Origin of the sequence: Sphingomonas sp., assembly GCF_019746665.1 — a bacterium.
Taxonomy (GTDB): Bacteria; Pseudomonadota; Alphaproteobacteria; order Sphingomonadales; family Sphingomonadaceae; genus Sphingomonas.
In genome coordinates, this window is the sequence record NZ_JAIERS010000007.1 from 94,377 (window position 1) to 109,147 (window position 14,771).

The following is a 14,771-nucleotide window of genomic DNA, read 5'->3' on the forward strand; positions in this document are numbered from 1 at the left end:
AGATCTTCCGTCGGGTTGGGGTGGGTGGCAACGGCGCGAACCGCTCGCTACCCCTTCAGCCGCGCGGCATGCCAGGCGACATGCTCGGCCAGGAAGGTCGAGACGAAATAATAGCTGTGATCATAACCCGGCTGCCGCCGCAGCGTGAGTGGGATGCCGGCCTTGGCGCAAGCGGCCTCCAGCCGCTCAGGGTGCAACTGTTCGGCGAGGAAGGCGTCGTCCGCCCCCTGATCGACGAGCAGCTCGGGTAGCCGCGCGCCATCCTCGATCAGCGCGCAGGCGTCATAGGCCCGCCATGTCGTGCGATCCTCGCCCAGATAGCCGCCCAGCGCCTTGTGCCCCCAGGGGCAATCGCTCGGCGCGCAGATCGGCGCGAAGGCGCTCACGCTGCGGAAGCGCCCGGGGTCGCGCAGCGCGATGGTGAGCGCGCCGTGCCCACCCATCGAATGGCCGGTGACGCCCTGCCGCGCCAGATCGACCGGGAAATGCGCGGCGATCAGCGCGGGCAGCTCGTCCTCGATATAGGTCCGCATCCGGAAATGCGGCGCCCAGGGGGTCTCGGTCGCATCGACATAGAAGCCCGCGCCCTGCCCCATGTCATAGCCCGGGTCGTCGGCCACGCCCGCGCCGCGCGGCGAGGTGTCGGGCGCGACGAGGATCACCCCCTGCTCGGCGCAGGCGCGGCGATACTCGCCCTTTTCGGTGATATTGGCGTGGGTGCAGGTGAGGCCGGAGAGATACCACAGCACCGGCAAGCGCGCGCCCGCGTCGTGCGGGGGCACGAATACCGAGAAGGTCATCGCCGTCCCCGTCGCGCTGGAGGCGTGGCGATAGACGCCCTGCACGCCGCCAAAGGCGCGCGCGGTGCCGAGCGTCTCGATCACGCCGGCAGCTTGTGCATCACGCACAGCTTGTTGCCCGCCGGATCGCGCAGATACGCCATATAGACCGCGCCGAGCGAGGCCTGGCGGATGCCCGGCGGGTCTTCGCAAGGCGTGCCGCCGGCGGCGAGCCCCGCTTCGTGCCAGGCATCGACCTGTTCGGGGCTGTCGCCCAGGATGCTGATCGTCATGCCGTTGCCCGGAGTCGCCGCCTCGCCGTTGATCGGCTTGGTGATCGCGAGGCGCGATCCCTTGTGGTGATAGAAATAGCGCCCGCGATGCTCGCGCGCCGGCTCGCCGCCGAGCGCCGCCATCGTCGCGTCGTAGAACGCCTTGGACGCGTCGATATCGTTCGCGCCGACCATCACATGAGTGAACATCGCCTGCTCCCTGTTCAGTAAACCACCACCGAGCGGATGCTCTCGCCCGCGTGCATCAGATCGAACGCCTGATTGATCTCGTCGAGCGACAGCACGTGGGTGATCATCGGGTCGATCGCGATCTTACCGTCCATATACCAGTCGACGATCTTGGGAACGTCCGTCCGGCCCTTGGCGCCGCCGAACGCGGTGCCTTTCCACACCCGGCCCGTCACCAGCTGGAACGGCCGGGTGCTGATTTCCTTGCCCGCCTCCGCCACGCCGATGATGATGCTCTCGCCCCAGCCGCGGTGGCAGCATTCGAGCGCCTGGCGCATCACCTCGGTATTGCCGGTGCAATCGAAGCTATAGTCCGCACCGCCATCGGTGAGCGCCTGGACGGCGGCGATCACCTCCGCGCTCGATTTGCCGCGCGCATCGATAAAGTCGGTCATGCCGAACTGGCGGCCCCAGCCCTCGCGCGCCGGGTTGATGTCGATGCCAACGATCCGCCCCGCGCCCGAAAGCTTCGCGCCCTGGATCACGTTGAGGCCGATGCCGCCCAGCCCGAACACGACGACATTGTCGCCGGGGCGCACCTTCGCCGTGTTCACCACCGCGCCGACCCCGGTCGTCACCCCGCAGCCGATATAGCAGCTCGTCTGGAACGGTGCGTCGTCGCGGATCTTCGCGACCGCGATTTCGGGCAGCACGGTGAAGTTCGAGAAGGTGGAGCAGCCCATATAATGGAACACGCTCCGGCCCTTATAGCTGAAGCGGCTGGTGCCGTCGGGCATCAGCCCCTTTCCCTGGGTCGCGCGGATCGCGGTGCACAAATTGGTCTTGCCGCTGAGGCAGCTTTTGCACTGGCGACATTCGGGGGTGTAGAGCGGGATCACGTGATCGCCGGGCGCGACGCTCGTCACCCCCGCCCCCACCTCGCGGACGATGCCCGCGCCTTCATGGCCGAGGACGCTGGGGAACAGCCCCTCGCTGTCCAGCCCGTCGAGCGTATAGGCATCGGTGTGGCAGATGCCGGTCGCCTTGATCTCCACCAGCACCTCGCCCGCCTTGGGGCCTTCCAGATCGAGTTCGACGATTTCGAGCGGTCGCTTGGGCTCGAAGGCGACGGCGGCGCGGGTTTTCATGGGCGGCGGTTCCTTTCGCAGGCGGGATTAGGCGCAACCTTCGCCGCCGCCAAGGCTTGGCTCCAGCGAGCGGCAGCGGAGCAGGACGATGAGCGACGATTTGAAGCAAGGCGATAAGGTCAGCTGGAAGAGCCATGGCGGCACCGCGCATGGCAAGGTGGTGAAGAAGCAGACCAGCCCCACCGAGATCAAGGGTCACAAGGTGGCTGCATCAAAAGACAATCCCCAGTTTATCGTGGAGAGTGACAAGGGCGGCAGAGCGGCGCACAAGAGGGGCGCGCTACACAAGGCGTGATTCTGTCGGGGCGGCGGGGAGCCGCCTCGCCCAAGGAAGGAACCTATGGCAAAAGAAAAGAAAGCCAGCGATGCGCCCAAGACGGGCGGCATCCATGCGCCCGTCACCCCCTCGGCCGAACTCGCCGCGATCGTCGGCAGCGACAAGCTGCCCCGCAGCGAGGTGGTGAGCAAGGTGTGGGACTATATCAAGGCGCATAACCTTCAGAATCCGGAGAACAAGCGCGAGATTCTGGCCGATGCCAAGCTGGAGAAGATCTTCGGCAAGAAGTCGGTCACCATGTTCGAGATGAACAAGCATATCTCGGCGCACGTGAAGGCCTGATCCAGGGCCGGCGAGGGCGGCGGCGACGCCCCCTCGCCCTCCCCGTACGCCCCCTCCCCGCGACCATCGCGCCCCGGCAGCTCACGCGCTGATCTACCCCGCGCCCAGCCGCCGCGCCCCGCCCGCGCCCCTTTTTTCGTAGAATGACGGTGTGGTCCCCGCGCTACGCCTTAACCAAAATGTTACGCGGGCGCCTCTAGGCGCTTGACCGCGCCCGGGGGAAGGAACAGGGCGCGGTTGAAACGGAAATGTCATGCGCGCGCGCGCCTTTTGGGGGGACCAAATGCTCGATACGACCAGCCGCTGGACGCTTGGCCTTGCTCTGATGCTCACGGGCGTGGGGATGCCCACTGTCGCCGCCGCGCAGGAGGCGCAGCCCGCCGCCGCCCAGCCCGAGCAGATTGAGCAGCCCGACATCATCGTCAGCGCCGAGCGCCGCCGGGAGTATCGCAAGGACGTGCCGCTCTCGGTCGGCTCGCTCACCGGCGAGAATCTGTCGGTGATCCAGGCTGGCGGCACCGACATTCGCGGGCTTTCGGGCCGCATCGCCAGCTTGAACATCGAAAGCTCGTTCGGCCGCGCGTTCCCGCGCTTCTACATTCGCGGTCTCGGCAACACCGATTTCGACCTGAACGCGTCGCAGCCGGTGAGCCTGGTCTATGACGACGTCGTGCTCGAAAACCCGATCATCAAGGGTTTCCCGATCTTCGACCTGTCGCAGCTCGAAGTGCTGCGCGGGCCGCAGGGCACGCTGTTCGGGCGCAACACCCCGGCGGGCATCGTCAAGTTCAGCACCGTGCGCCCCGATGAAGCCGGTGGTTATTTCCGCGCGAGCTATGGCAGCTTCGACAGCGTGAACTTCGAAGGCGCGGCCACCGTGAAGCTGAGCGAGACGCTCTCGGCGCGCTTTTCGACGCTGTATCAGCACCGCTCGGACTGGCTCGACAATGTGCGCACCCCGCGCCGTGGCGACCTGGAAGGCTTTGACGATTGGGCCGGCCGCGTGCAGCTGCAATGGCAGCCGAGCCAGCCGCTCACCGTGCGGCTGACCGGCCAGTGGCGCGTGCTCGACGGCACCGCGCGCGTGTTCCGCGCGAACGCCTTCGCAACCGGCTGATCGGGCTTGGCGGCCCGGGCACGCCGTTCCGCCGCGATCAGGTGGCGGTCGACGCCATCAACTTCCAGTCGCTGCGCAACTATAATGCCGGCCTGACGGTCGATTACGACTTCGGCCCGGTCACTCTCACCTCGGTGACGGCCTATTGGAACGGCGACCTGCGCAGCCGGGGCGACATCGATGGCGGCTTCGGCAACGCCTTCGCGCCGCCGTTCGGCCCGGGGTTCATTCCCTTCTCGGCGCAATCGCAGGATGATGTGCCGAACCTCGACCAGTTCACCCAGGAATTGCGCATCGCCTCGACGCTGGGCGGGCGCATCAACTATCAGGGCGGCTTCTTCTACTTCAACGAGAAGCTGCGCGTCCAATCGCTCGATTTCAACAACCCCACCGATCCCCTGCCCTCGGCGATCGCGACCCAGCGCCAGGGTAGCGAGGCGTTCGGCTTCTTCGGTTCGGCCAATTATCGCTTCCCCTTCGGCCTGACGCTGCGCGGCGGCCTGCGGTACAATAACGACACGCGCAACTTCGTCGCCGCGCGCCCCGTCGATACCCGCCCGGGCTTCCTGGGCTTTGGCGGCCCGGTGCCCGATCAGCGCGCCAATGTCGGCAGCGACATCGTCACCTGGGACGTGAGCCTGACGCAGAAGATCAACGACGACATCAACTTCTATGCCCGCGTCGCGCGCGGCTATCGCGCGCCCTCGATCCAGGGCCGCCTGACGTTCGGCCGCACCCTGTCGGTCGCGCGGAACGAGCGGACGCTGTCGTATGAAGGCGGCTTCAAGACCAGCTTCTTCAACAACAAGCTGCGCTTCAACATCAACGGCTTCTACTTCAGCACCGACGATCTGCAGCTGACGGCGGTAGGCGGCACCTCCAACTTCACGACGCTGCTCAACGCGCGCAACGTCGAAGGTTCGGGCTTCGAGGCCGAGCTGGAAGCGACCCCGGCGCCGCGCTTCTTCGTCACCGCCTCGGTCAGCCTCAACAACACCCGGATCAACGATCCGAACCTGTTCGTCGCCGGCTGCGCCGCGGCCTGCACCGTGCTCAACCCGCAGCGGCCGGGGTCGCCGGGGATTTACAACATCAACGGCAACGCGCTGCCCCAGGCGCCGAAGTGGATCGCCAACTGGACCGCGCGCTATTCGGTGCCGTTCCGTGGCGGCGAGGTCTATGGGTTGACCGACTGGGCCTATCGCTCGCGCATCCAGTTCTTCCTGTACGACTCGGTCGAGTTCAGCAGCAACTACCAGCTCGAAGGCGGCGCGCGCGTCGGCTACCGGGTCGGCAAGTGGGATTTCGCCGCGTTCGCGCGCAACATCACCGACATGGTGGCGGCGACCGGCGGCATCGACTTCAACAACCTGACCGGCTTCGTCAACGAACCGCGCATCGTCGGGTTCGAGGTCGGCTTCAAATATTGATCGACGGTCCCCCGCCGCGCGAGCGGCGGGGGCTGTGTCGGCGAAGCGCTGGACGACGATCCGCACCCCCGGCTATGCGACAAGCGCCGATTGGGGAGAGACTCGATGCTCACGCGCCTGGTGCCGCTTGCCTGCCCGCTGGCCCTCGTCGCCCTGGCCCCCGCGCTCGGCGCCGCGCCGCGCAAGCCCGCCGCGACGCCGCTCCCGACCGGACAGCGCCTGACCCCGCTCGCCGCGCCGGGGGCCAAGTTCGAGCCGCTCGTCACCCGCGGCGGCCCCAAGCCCGATTATATCGCCGATGGCGCGGCGGCGATGGCGCTCTCGCCCGATGGCACGCGGCTCGCGATCCTGACGAGCGGGTTCAATCGCTATAACGGGCCGGGCGGCGGGCTCGATCCGAAAATTTCCCAGCAATATGTGTTGCTTTACCGCATTGGCGCCACGGGCGCGGTGCATGAGCAGACGTTGACGGTGAACAACAGCTTCGGCGGCATCGCCTGGGCGCCCGATGGGCAGGGCTTCGCGGTCGGCGGCGGGGTGGACGACAAGCTCTATCTGTTCCGCCGCGAGGGGGATGGCTTCGCGGCGGACGGCGCGCCGATCGCGTTGGGGCACAAGGCGGGCAATGGCGCGGGCGTCGCGCCGCAGGCCGCCGGCGTCGCCATCGCGCCCGATGGCCGCCACGCGCTCGTCGCCAATTATTACAACGACTCGGTCAGCCTGATCGACCTTGCCGCGCGCCGCGTGATCGCCGAACAGGATTTGCGCCCCGGCAAGATCGACCCCGCGCGAAGCGGCACGCCCGGCGGCAGCTATCCCTTCGCGGTCGCCTTCACCGGCGCGGGCACCGCCTGGGTCTCCGCCGCGCGCGACCGCGAGCTGATCGCGCTGGCGGTGAGCGACACGGGGCTGAAGGTCACCGCCCGCCTGCGCACCATCGGCGAGCCAACCGCCCTGCTCCACGATCCCGCACGCGGCCGGCTCTACGCGGTCGAGGACAATGACGATCGGCTGGCGATGGTCGATACGGCGACCGGGAGACTGCTCGCCGAGCCGCGGCTGGGCCTGCCCGACAGCCTGGGCGCCGCGCCCGGCAAGGGGTTCAACCCCAATGCGCTCGCGCTGCTGCCCGATGGCCGGCTGGTGGTGAGCTATGGCGGGGCCAACGCCGCCGCTTTGGTCGCGCCGGGCGCGCGCGACGCGCGGGTGCTCGGCCTGGTGCCGACCGGCTGGTATCCGTCCGCCGTCGCCGCCAGCCGTGATGGGCGGCGGCTGTTCGTCGCCAACCGCAAGAGTCCGCCCGGCCCGAACCCGCTCGGCTGCCCGCCCAAGGTCGCGACCGTGCAGGCGCAGCCGACCGCGTGCGGCGCGGCGAACCAGTATATCTTCCAGCTGGAAAAGGCCGGGCTGCTGCAATTCCCCTCCCCAAGCCCGCGCGCGCTCGCCGCGACGACGCTGCAGGCGGCCGCCAATCTGGGGCTGAACAACGGCGCCGAGCGGCGCCGGGCGGCGGTGGTGATGGCGCAACTTCGCACGCGCATCCGCCACGTTGTCTTCATCGTGAAGGAAAACCGCACCTATGATCAGGTGCTCGGCGATCTGGAAATCGGCAATGGCGATCCCCGTCTCGCGATCCTGGGCGAGCGGCTGAGCCCCAATCTCCACGCGCTCGCCCGCCAGTTCGTGACGCTCGACAATTTCTACGACAGCGGCGAGCAAAGCTCGACCGGCTGGACCTGGACGACCGCCGCGCGCACCACCGATCTGCTCGAGAAGACGGCGCCGGTGAATTATGCCGGGCGCGGGCTGTCCTACGAATCCGAACAGCTCGACCGCAACATCGCGACCAGCCTCAGCCCCGCCGAGCGGGCGCGGGCGAACCCCAAGGCAGGCACCGACCCCGATGTGCTGCCTGGTTCCGCGCTGCTCACCGCCCCCGATGGCGATGAGGATGACGAGGCCGGGCGCGGCGCGGGCTTCATCTGGAACGCCGCGCTCAAGGCCGGGCTGACGGTGCGCAACTACGGCTTCTCCAGTTCGGTGCTCGACGATCGCAACAATCAGGGCGAGGCGCTGGTGCGCGAGCCGTTCAAGGCGCGGCGCCCGATCTTCCAGGCGGCCGACCGCGCGCTCGCGCCGCTGTCCGACCCCTATTTCCGGGGCTTCGACATGCGCGTCCCCGATTATTGGCGCACCGAGGAATGGCTGCGCGAGTTCGGCGAGCAGCAGGCCAAGGGCACGATGCCACGGCTCACGCTGCTCCGGCTCGGCGGCGACCATTTCGGCGATTTCGACAAGGCGATCGACGGGGTGAACACGGTCGAAACCCAGATGGCCGACAATGACTATGCCGTCGGCCGCGTGGTGGAGGCGATCGCCAAGAGCCGCTTCGCCGCCGACACGCTGGTGTTCGTGATCGAGGATGATGCACAGAACGGGCAGGACCATGTCGATGCCCGCCGCTCGATCGCGTTCGTCGTCGGGCCTTATGTAAAGCAGAAGGCGCTGGTCTCGACGCGCTATACGACCGTCCATCTGGTGCGCACGATCGGCGCGGTGCTCGGGCTGAAGCCGCTGGGGCTGAACGACGCGCTGGCCGCGCCGATGGCGGATCTGTTCGACCTTGGCCAGCGCGACTGGACCTTCACCGCCCGGCCGGCGGCGGTGCTGCGGACGACGCAACTGCCGATTCCGGCCCCCGCGTTCGCCGACGCGGGCGCAAGCCTTTGCCGCCTGCGCAGCGCCGATTACTGGGCCCAGGCGATGGCTGGCCAGGATTTTGCGCAGGAAGACCGGCTCGACACCGATCGCTTCAACGCCGCGCTTTGGTCGGGGCTCGGCAACGGGCCGGTGCCAAGTGATCGTAACGGTGCCGATTTACGCGAGGGCCGCGCGCGACTGCTAAGCGCGGTGCCGGTCGGTTGCCCCTCGTAACGGATTAGTAACTACGTAAAGCTACGCTTGCCCGCGCGGGACGTGCTCGGTTAGCAGCATGTCGGGGGCGATAGATGAGCGAAACGCAATGTGACGTCGCGCCGCCGGTGCCACCGGCGGATGACAGTGACGGTGCCAATTGGGGCGTCCTCGCCACCGCGAGCCTGCTCGCGGCGTGCGGCGGATCGGGCGGCAGCAGCAGCTCGAGCAGCGCGCCGCCGACCACCGTCGCGCCGACGCCCACGCCTGCCCCCACGCCCGCCGCGCCCGCGATCACCGCCGCGCAGGCCAGCCGCTTTCTGCAACAGGCGACCTTCGGCGCGACCACCGCGGAGATCGCCCGGGTGCAGACGCTCGGCTTCAACGCCTGGATCACCGATCAGGCGAGCCAGCCGCGCACCGCGCATTGGGATTGGCTGGTCGCGAACAACTTCGCCGCCACCGCGACGATGAACAACTCGACCGGCTTCGACAACAGCGTGTGGCGGCAGATCATCACCGAGCCCGGCCAGCTGCGCCAGCGCGTCGGCATGGCGCTGTCCGAGATCATGGTGATCGGCGTCGACGGCGTGAACCTCAGCTGGCGGCAGATGAACGGCGGCGCCTGGCTCGACGTGCTGCTCGACAATGCGCTTGGCAATTTCCGCACGCTGATGGAGCGCGTCACATATCTGCCCGCGATGGCGAGCTTCCTCACCTATCTCGGCAATCGCCGCGCCAACGCGACCACGGGCTCGCTGCCCGACGAGAATTATGCCCGCGAGCTGATGCAGCTGTTCACGCTGGGGCTCTATCGGCTCAACGCCGACGGCACGTTGCAGCTGGCGAACGGCCAGCCGATCGAAACCTATACGCAGACCGACGTGACGCAGCTGGCGCGCGTGTTCACCGGCCTTGTGCTCGACAGCACGGATAACACCAACCCCGATCGCTATCGCCGGCCGCTGATCTTCAACAACGGCATCCGCGAGACGGGCGCCTCGACCTTCCTCGGCGCGACCGTGCCGGCGGGCAGCGACGGGCCGACCGCGCTGCGCATCGCGCTCGATACGATCTTCGGCCACCCGAACCTGCCGCCCTTCATCGCGCGCCAGCTGATCCAGCGGCTCGTCACCTCCAACCCCTCGCCGGCTTATGTCGGCCGGGTGGCGGCGGCGTTCAGCGATAACGGCCAGGGCGTGCGCGGCGATCTGCTGGCGACGGTGCGCGCGATCCTGCTCGATAGCGAGGCGCGCAGCGACGCGACGCTCACCAGCACCAGCGGCGGCAAGCTGCGCGAGCCGGTGATCCGCCTCGCCAACTGGGCGCGCGCTTTCGGGGCGACATCGGCGGGCGGGCTGTGGCCGATCGGCGATACCTCCAGCACCACCACCCGGCTCGGCCAATCCTATGGCCGCAGCGGATCGGTGTTCAACTTCTTCCGCCCGGGCTACACGCCGCCCAACACCGCGATCGCGAACGCCAATCTCGTCGCGCCCGAATTCCAGATCACCAACGACGTGACGGTGGTCGCCTATGTGAACTACATGCAGGCGACGATCCAGAACGGCATCGCGAGCGACGTGCGCGCCGATTACAGTCCGCTGACCGCGATCGCGAACGACAGCGCCGCGCTGGTCGATCAGGTCAACCTGCTGCTCACCGCCAACCAGCTGAGCGCGGCGACCGTGGCCGCGATCCGCGCGGCGGTGGACAGTATCGCGATCACCGCGACCAACGCCGCGCAGAACCGCGTCTATACCGCGATCCTGCTGACGATGGCCGCCCCCGAATATCTCGTGCAGCGTTGAGAAGGATGCCGCGATGACGCCGCCCACCGACCAATCGCGCCGCGCCTTCCTCAAGCGATCGGCGGCGCTCGGCCTCGCCGGCAGCGCGGGTCCGTTCGTGATGAACCTCGCCGCGATCGGCGAGGCGGCGGCGGCCACCAGCGCCGATTACAAGGCGCTGGTCTGCGTGTTCCTTTATGGCGGCAATGATTACGCCAACACCCTGCCGCCCTATGACCAGGCAAGCTACAACCTTTACCAGGCGGCACGCGCCAATCTGGCGCACGCGCGCGACGGGCTGGCGCCGACCCTGCTCGATCCGGTGAGCGCGCTCGCGGGCGGGCGGCAATATGCGCTCGCCCCCACGCTCAGCCCGCTGATGCCGCTGTGGAGCGCGGGGCGGATGGCGGTGGTGCTGAACGTCGGCACGCTCATTCAGCCGACGACCAAGGCGCAATACACCGCCGGATCGGTACGCCTGCCGCCCAAATTGTTCAGCCACAACGATCAGCAGAGCTTCTGGCAAGCCTCGAACGCCGAGGGCGCGACCTCGGGCTGGGGCGGACGGATCGGCGATCTGCTGCAGTCGGGCAATGGCAGCGCGACGCTCACCTGCATCAACGCCAGCGGCAACGCGGTGTTCATGAGCGGGCGCAGCGCGATCCAATATTCGGTCGGCTCGAACGGCCCGATCGCGCTGCTCAACAACGGCACCACGTTGTTCGGCTCGGCCACCGCCGCGCAGACGCTGCGCAACCTGATGACCGCACCCAGCGCGCAGTTGCTGGCGAACGAACACGCGACCGTCAGCAAGCGCGCGCTCGATACCTATGCCCAGGTCAACAGCGCGCTCGGTGGCGCGCCGGCGGCCAATTTCTCGCTGTTCCCCACCGGCAGCCTTGCCGATCAGCTGAAGATCGTCGCGCGGCTGATCTCGGTGAGCCAGGAACTCGGCGCGCGGCGCCAGGTGTTCTTCGTCTCGATCGGCGGCTGGGACTTGCACGACAATCTCGTCGCCCAGCATCCCGGGTTGCTGGCGACGGTCGCGAACGCGCTGAAGGCGTTCTACGATACCACCGTGTCGCTCGGCATCGCCGATCGGGTGACGACCTTCACCGCGTCCGATTTCGGCCGCACCCTCACCTCGAACGACGATGGTTCGGACCATGGCTGGGGGAGCATGCACTTCGTGCTCGGCGGCGCGGTGCAGGGCCGGCGCTTCTACGGCACCCCGCCCGCGATCGGCAGCAATACGCCCGACGATGTCGGCCAGGGCCGACTATTGCCGGGCATCTCGGTCGATCAATATGCGGCGACGCTCGCCACCTGGTTCGGGGTGACGCCGAGCCAGATGGCGACGGTGCTGCCCAATATCGGCAACTACAACCCGTCGAGCTGGAACCTGGGCTTCCTCGGCTGAGGGCGACGGCGCCTCCCGCCACGGATCAAGGGTGCCGTCGGCTCGGGGCGGGGGCGGATCGAGCATCGTCCGCGCTCCAGGCGACGCCGCACGCCGCCCCTTATGTTCCGGCATGGTGCGGACGGCGGGACTCGAACCCGCACTTCCCAAGGGAAAACGGATTTTAAGTCCGCTGCGTCTACCGATTTCGCCACGTCCGCATGGCCGCATCCTTCATGCGCAGCGGTGGCGCGGCGTCAAGCGGTTCACACCTCGCAGTTCAGGCGCAGCCGCATTTCCTTGCCGGGCTTGAAATACGGCACCCGCTTGGCGGTGACTTCGACGACTTCGCCGGTCCGCGGGTTGCGCCCGGTGCGCGCGCCGCGCGCCCGCGTGCTGAACGCCCCGAAGCCGCGCAGCTCGACCCGACCGTCCGCGGCGAGCTTGTCGGCGATGGTATCGAAAAAAGTCGTGACGATCGCCTCGACATCGCGGGGCGTGAGCCCCGGATTTTCGTCGATCAGCTGTTGCACCAGTTCCGAACGGATCATGCCAGCCTCCCCAACCCGATGTTTCGGCGCCTTGCCCTTGCCGCCGGCACGAGTCGGCACCTTGATCCATGTAAAGATTGGGTTTTGCGTACAACTCGCGTAAGCCCTTGACGATCCGCATAAACCGCAAAAGCAACGAAAATGGGGATGTCGGACGTGCCGACATCCCCATTTCGGGTAATCGAGTTAAGCAACTGTCCCGAAAGCTTACTTCTTTTCGCCCCGGGCCTTGAGCGCCTCGCCGAGAATGTCGCCCAGCGACGCGCCCGAGTCGGACGAGCCATATTGCGCGACCGCTTCCTTCTCCTCGGCGATCTGCATCGCCTTGATCGAGAAGGTCGGCTTCTTCGAACGATCGAAGCCCGTCACCAGCGCGTCGAACTTCTGGCCAACCTGGAAACGCTCCGGCCGCTGCTCGTCGCGGTCGCGGCCGAGATCGGTGCGCTTGATGAAGCCGGTCGCGCCGCCCTCACCCGCCTGCACTTCCAGGCCCGCGTCGCGCACTTCGAGCACGGTCACGGTGACGATCGCGTTCTTCTGCAGGCGCGGCGTGCCATCGGCCGCCGGCGCGGCGACACCACCCCGCTCGAGCTGCTTCATGCCGAGCGAGATACGCTCCTTCTCGGCGTCGATGTCGAGCACGATCGCCTTCACCACCTCGCCCTTGCGGTGCAGGTTGAGCGCGTCCTCGCCCGAGATGCCCCAGGCGATGTCCGACATATGCACCATGCCGTCGACGTCGCCATCGAGACCGATGAACAGGCCGAACTCGGTCGCGTTCTTGACCTCGCCCTCGACGGTCGAGCCGATCGGATGCTCTTCGGCGAACTTTTCCCAGGGGTTGGCCTGGGCCTGCTTCAGGCCGAGCGAGATGCGGCGCTTTTCCTGATCGACCTCGAGCACGATCACGTCGACTTCCTGGCTGGTCGACACGATCTTGCCGGGGTGGACGTTCTTCTTGGTCCAGCTCATTTCCGAAACGTGGACCAGGCCTTCGATGCCCGGCTCCAGCTCGACGAAGGCGCCATATTCGGTAATGTTGGTGACGCGGCCCGACAGCTTGGCGCCGATCGGATACTTCACCGCCGCCGCATCCCACGGATCGCTCTCAAGCTGCTTCATGCCGAGCGAGATGCGCTGCGTATCCTTGTTGATGCGGATGATCTGGACCCGCACGGTATCGCCGATGTTCAGCACTTCGCTCGGGTGGTTGACCCGCTTGTAGCTGATGTCGGTCACGTGCAGCAGGCCGTCGATCCCGCCCAGGTCGACGAAGGCGCCGTAATCGGTGATGTTCTTCACGACACCATCGATCACCTGGCTTTCGGACAGGCTCATGATCAGGCCCGAACGCTGCTCGGCGCGGGTTTCCTCCAGGATCGCGCGGCGCGAGACGACGATGTTGCCGCGCTTGCGGTCCATCTTCAGGATCTGGAAGGGCTGCGGCAGGTCCATCAGCGGCGCGACATCGCGCACCGGGCGAATATCGACCTGGCTGCCGGGCAGGAAGGCGACGGCGCCGTTGAGATCGACGGTGAAGCCACCCTTCACGCGGCCGAAGATCACGCCTTCGACGCGGGCGCCACGGGCGAATTCGGCCTCGAGCAGATCCCAGGCGGCTTCGCGGCGCGCGCGGTCGCGGCTGAGCATCGCCTCGCCATGGACGTTCTCGACCCGGTCGACATAAACCTCGACCTCGTCACCCACCTTCAGCTCGGCCTTCTGGCCCGGTGCGGCGAATTCGCGCAGCGGCACGCGGCCTTCCGACTTCAGGCCAACGTCGATCACGACCATGTCGTTCTCGATCGCGGTCACGGTGCCCTTGACGACCCGGCCCTCAAAGCCGTCCGCGTCACCGAGCGTTTCTTCCAGAAGGGCCGCGAATTCGTCGCGGGTGGGGGTTGCCGAAGAGGCCATAGAGCTGTTCAGTTCCTAAATCATCGTTTCCGGCCAGCCGGTTGTCTCCGGCGGTCTGGAGCAATGCGTCTGCCCTGCCGACCCCATGCCGGCAAGGCGCCCATGAGGCGGGGCGGCGCGGGGAAAAGCTAAACGCATGAAAATGCGAAAAGGGCGCCGGAGTGAACTCCCGCGCCTTCCACCGCGAGCAACACCGCCCGCTGGACGCGCGCGCTATAGCGTGGGACCGCCCCAGAGGCAAGGCTGATGGGATTGGGTGGCGACGGTCGGAATGTATTCGGCGATGACCAAAGCCGACGCGCGATCACCGCTGGGCGCTCACCGCGGCGCGTGCGGCCTTCGCCAGCTGGCAGTCCTTTCCCGTGGCGCGGCATTGGCGTTCGAGGCTGGCGACCAGCTCGAGATGTTTGCCCCGAACATAGTCATCGCCCAGCACGATCGGGGAAAACATCTTGCGGCCAGCCGATGATGGATCGACCGTCGCCGGGATATTCTGGCCGCCAGCGGGCGGCGTTGGCGGACCGGGTCGCGGGATCATCAGCCCGATGGCGATGCCCGCGATCAGGCTCAAGCCCGCGACCGCCACCAGATTTTGACGAAGGCCCCGCATCCTAGGCCCGGCGCTACCACAAGTCGCACCGCCAGTC

General features: G+C 67.4%; 13 protein-coding genes and 1 tRNA gene. 7 read left to right on the forward strand and 7 right to left on the reverse strand.

Annotated features, from left to right (window positions below):
- Positions 1 to 47 precede the first annotated feature (47 nt).
- The 3 genes from fghA to K2X73_RS06810 are packed head-to-tail and all read right to left on the reverse strand — an operon-like array spanning position 48 to position 2,388.
- A complete protein-coding gene (fghA, locus tag K2X73_RS06800; RefSeq protein WP_294109478.1) occupies positions 48 to 881 on the reverse strand; it encodes an S-formylglutathione hydrolase in 834 nt (277 codons plus the stop codon).
- Positions 881 to 1,261, reverse strand: coding sequence for a VOC family protein (locus tag K2X73_RS06805; protein ID WP_294109410.1), 381 nt, complete (start codon positions 1,259 to 1,261; stop codon positions 881 to 883). The genes fghA and K2X73_RS06805 overlap by 1 nt, the downstream gene beginning before the upstream one ends.
- A gap of 14 nt (positions 1,262 to 1,275) precedes the next feature.
- On the reverse strand, positions 1,276 to 2,388 hold the full coding sequence (locus tag K2X73_RS06810) for an S-(hydroxymethyl)glutathione dehydrogenase/class III alcohol dehydrogenase (RefSeq protein WP_294109411.1): 1,113 nt from the start codon (positions 2,386 to 2,388) through the stop codon (positions 1,276 to 1,278).
- Between the two features lie 88 nt (positions 2,389 to 2,476).
- On the opposite strand from K2X73_RS06810, the gene K2X73_RS06815 reads away from it, so the two are divergent.
- From K2X73_RS06815 to K2X73_RS06845, 7 genes are all read left to right on the forward strand, one after another.
- Complete coding sequence (locus K2X73_RS06815; RefSeq protein ID WP_294109413.1) at positions 2,477 to 2,683, forward strand: DUF2945 domain-containing protein; 207 nt, start codon at positions 2,477 to 2,479, stop codon at positions 2,681 to 2,683.
- Positions 2,684 to 2,728: 45 nt separating this feature from the next.
- A complete protein-coding gene (locus K2X73_RS06820) occupies positions 2,729 to 3,007 on the forward strand; it encodes an SWIB/MDM2 domain-containing protein (protein WP_294109414.1) in 279 nt (92 codons plus the stop codon).
- A 283-nt stretch (positions 3,008 to 3,290) separates the two neighbouring features.
- Complete coding sequence (locus K2X73_RS06825) at positions 3,291 to 4,124, forward strand: TonB-dependent receptor plug domain-containing protein (protein WP_294109415.1); 834 nt, start codon at positions 3,291 to 3,293, stop codon at positions 4,122 to 4,124.
- Complete coding sequence (locus K2X73_RS06830; RefSeq protein ID WP_294109416.1) at positions 4,064 to 5,554, forward strand: TonB-dependent receptor; 1,491 nt, start codon at positions 4,064 to 4,066, stop codon at positions 5,552 to 5,554. Before K2X73_RS06825 ends, K2X73_RS06830 begins: the two co-directional genes overlap by 61 nt.
- Positions 5,555 to 5,659: 105 nt before the next feature.
- Positions 5,660 to 8,488, forward strand: coding sequence for a bifunctional YncE family protein/alkaline phosphatase family protein (locus tag K2X73_RS06835; protein WP_294109417.1), 2,829 nt, complete (start codon positions 5,660 to 5,662; stop codon positions 8,486 to 8,488).
- Between the two features lie 74 nt (positions 8,489 to 8,562).
- Positions 8,563 to 10,278: a DUF1800 family protein gene (locus K2X73_RS06840; RefSeq protein WP_294109418.1), complete on the forward strand. Its 1,716-nt coding sequence runs from the start codon at positions 8,563 to 8,565 to the stop codon at positions 10,276 to 10,278.
- Between the two features lie 13 nt (positions 10,279 to 10,291).
- Entirely contained in the window at positions 10,292 to 11,677 is a 1,386-nt protein-coding gene (locus tag K2X73_RS06845) for a DUF1501 domain-containing protein (protein ID WP_294109419.1), read from the forward strand.
- 113 nt (positions 11,678 to 11,790) lie between these two features.
- Here K2X73_RS06845 and K2X73_RS06850 read toward each other — a convergent pair.
- From K2X73_RS06850 to K2X73_RS06865, 4 genes are all read right to left on the reverse strand, one after another.
- Positions 11,791 to 11,877 (reverse strand) — tRNA-Leu (locus K2X73_RS06850).
- Positions 11,878 to 11,922: 45 nt separating this feature from the next.
- Positions 11,923 to 12,267, reverse strand: coding sequence for an integration host factor subunit beta (locus K2X73_RS06855; RefSeq protein WP_294109421.1), 345 nt, complete (start codon positions 12,265 to 12,267; stop codon positions 11,923 to 11,925).
- A 147-nt stretch (positions 12,268 to 12,414) separates the two neighbouring features.
- The gene (gene rpsA / locus K2X73_RS06860) at positions 12,415 to 14,124 is read right to left on the reverse strand and encodes a 30S ribosomal protein S1 (protein WP_294109422.1); all 1,710 of its coding nucleotides are present in this window, start codon (positions 14,122 to 14,124) and stop codon (positions 12,415 to 12,417) included.
- A 304-nt stretch (positions 14,125 to 14,428) separates the two neighbouring features.
- The gene (locus K2X73_RS06865; RefSeq protein ID WP_294109423.1) at positions 14,429 to 14,734 is read right to left on the reverse strand and encodes a hypothetical protein; all 306 of its coding nucleotides are present in this window, start codon (positions 14,732 to 14,734) and stop codon (positions 14,429 to 14,431) included.
- Between the last annotated feature and the right edge of the window lie 37 nt (positions 14,735 to 14,771).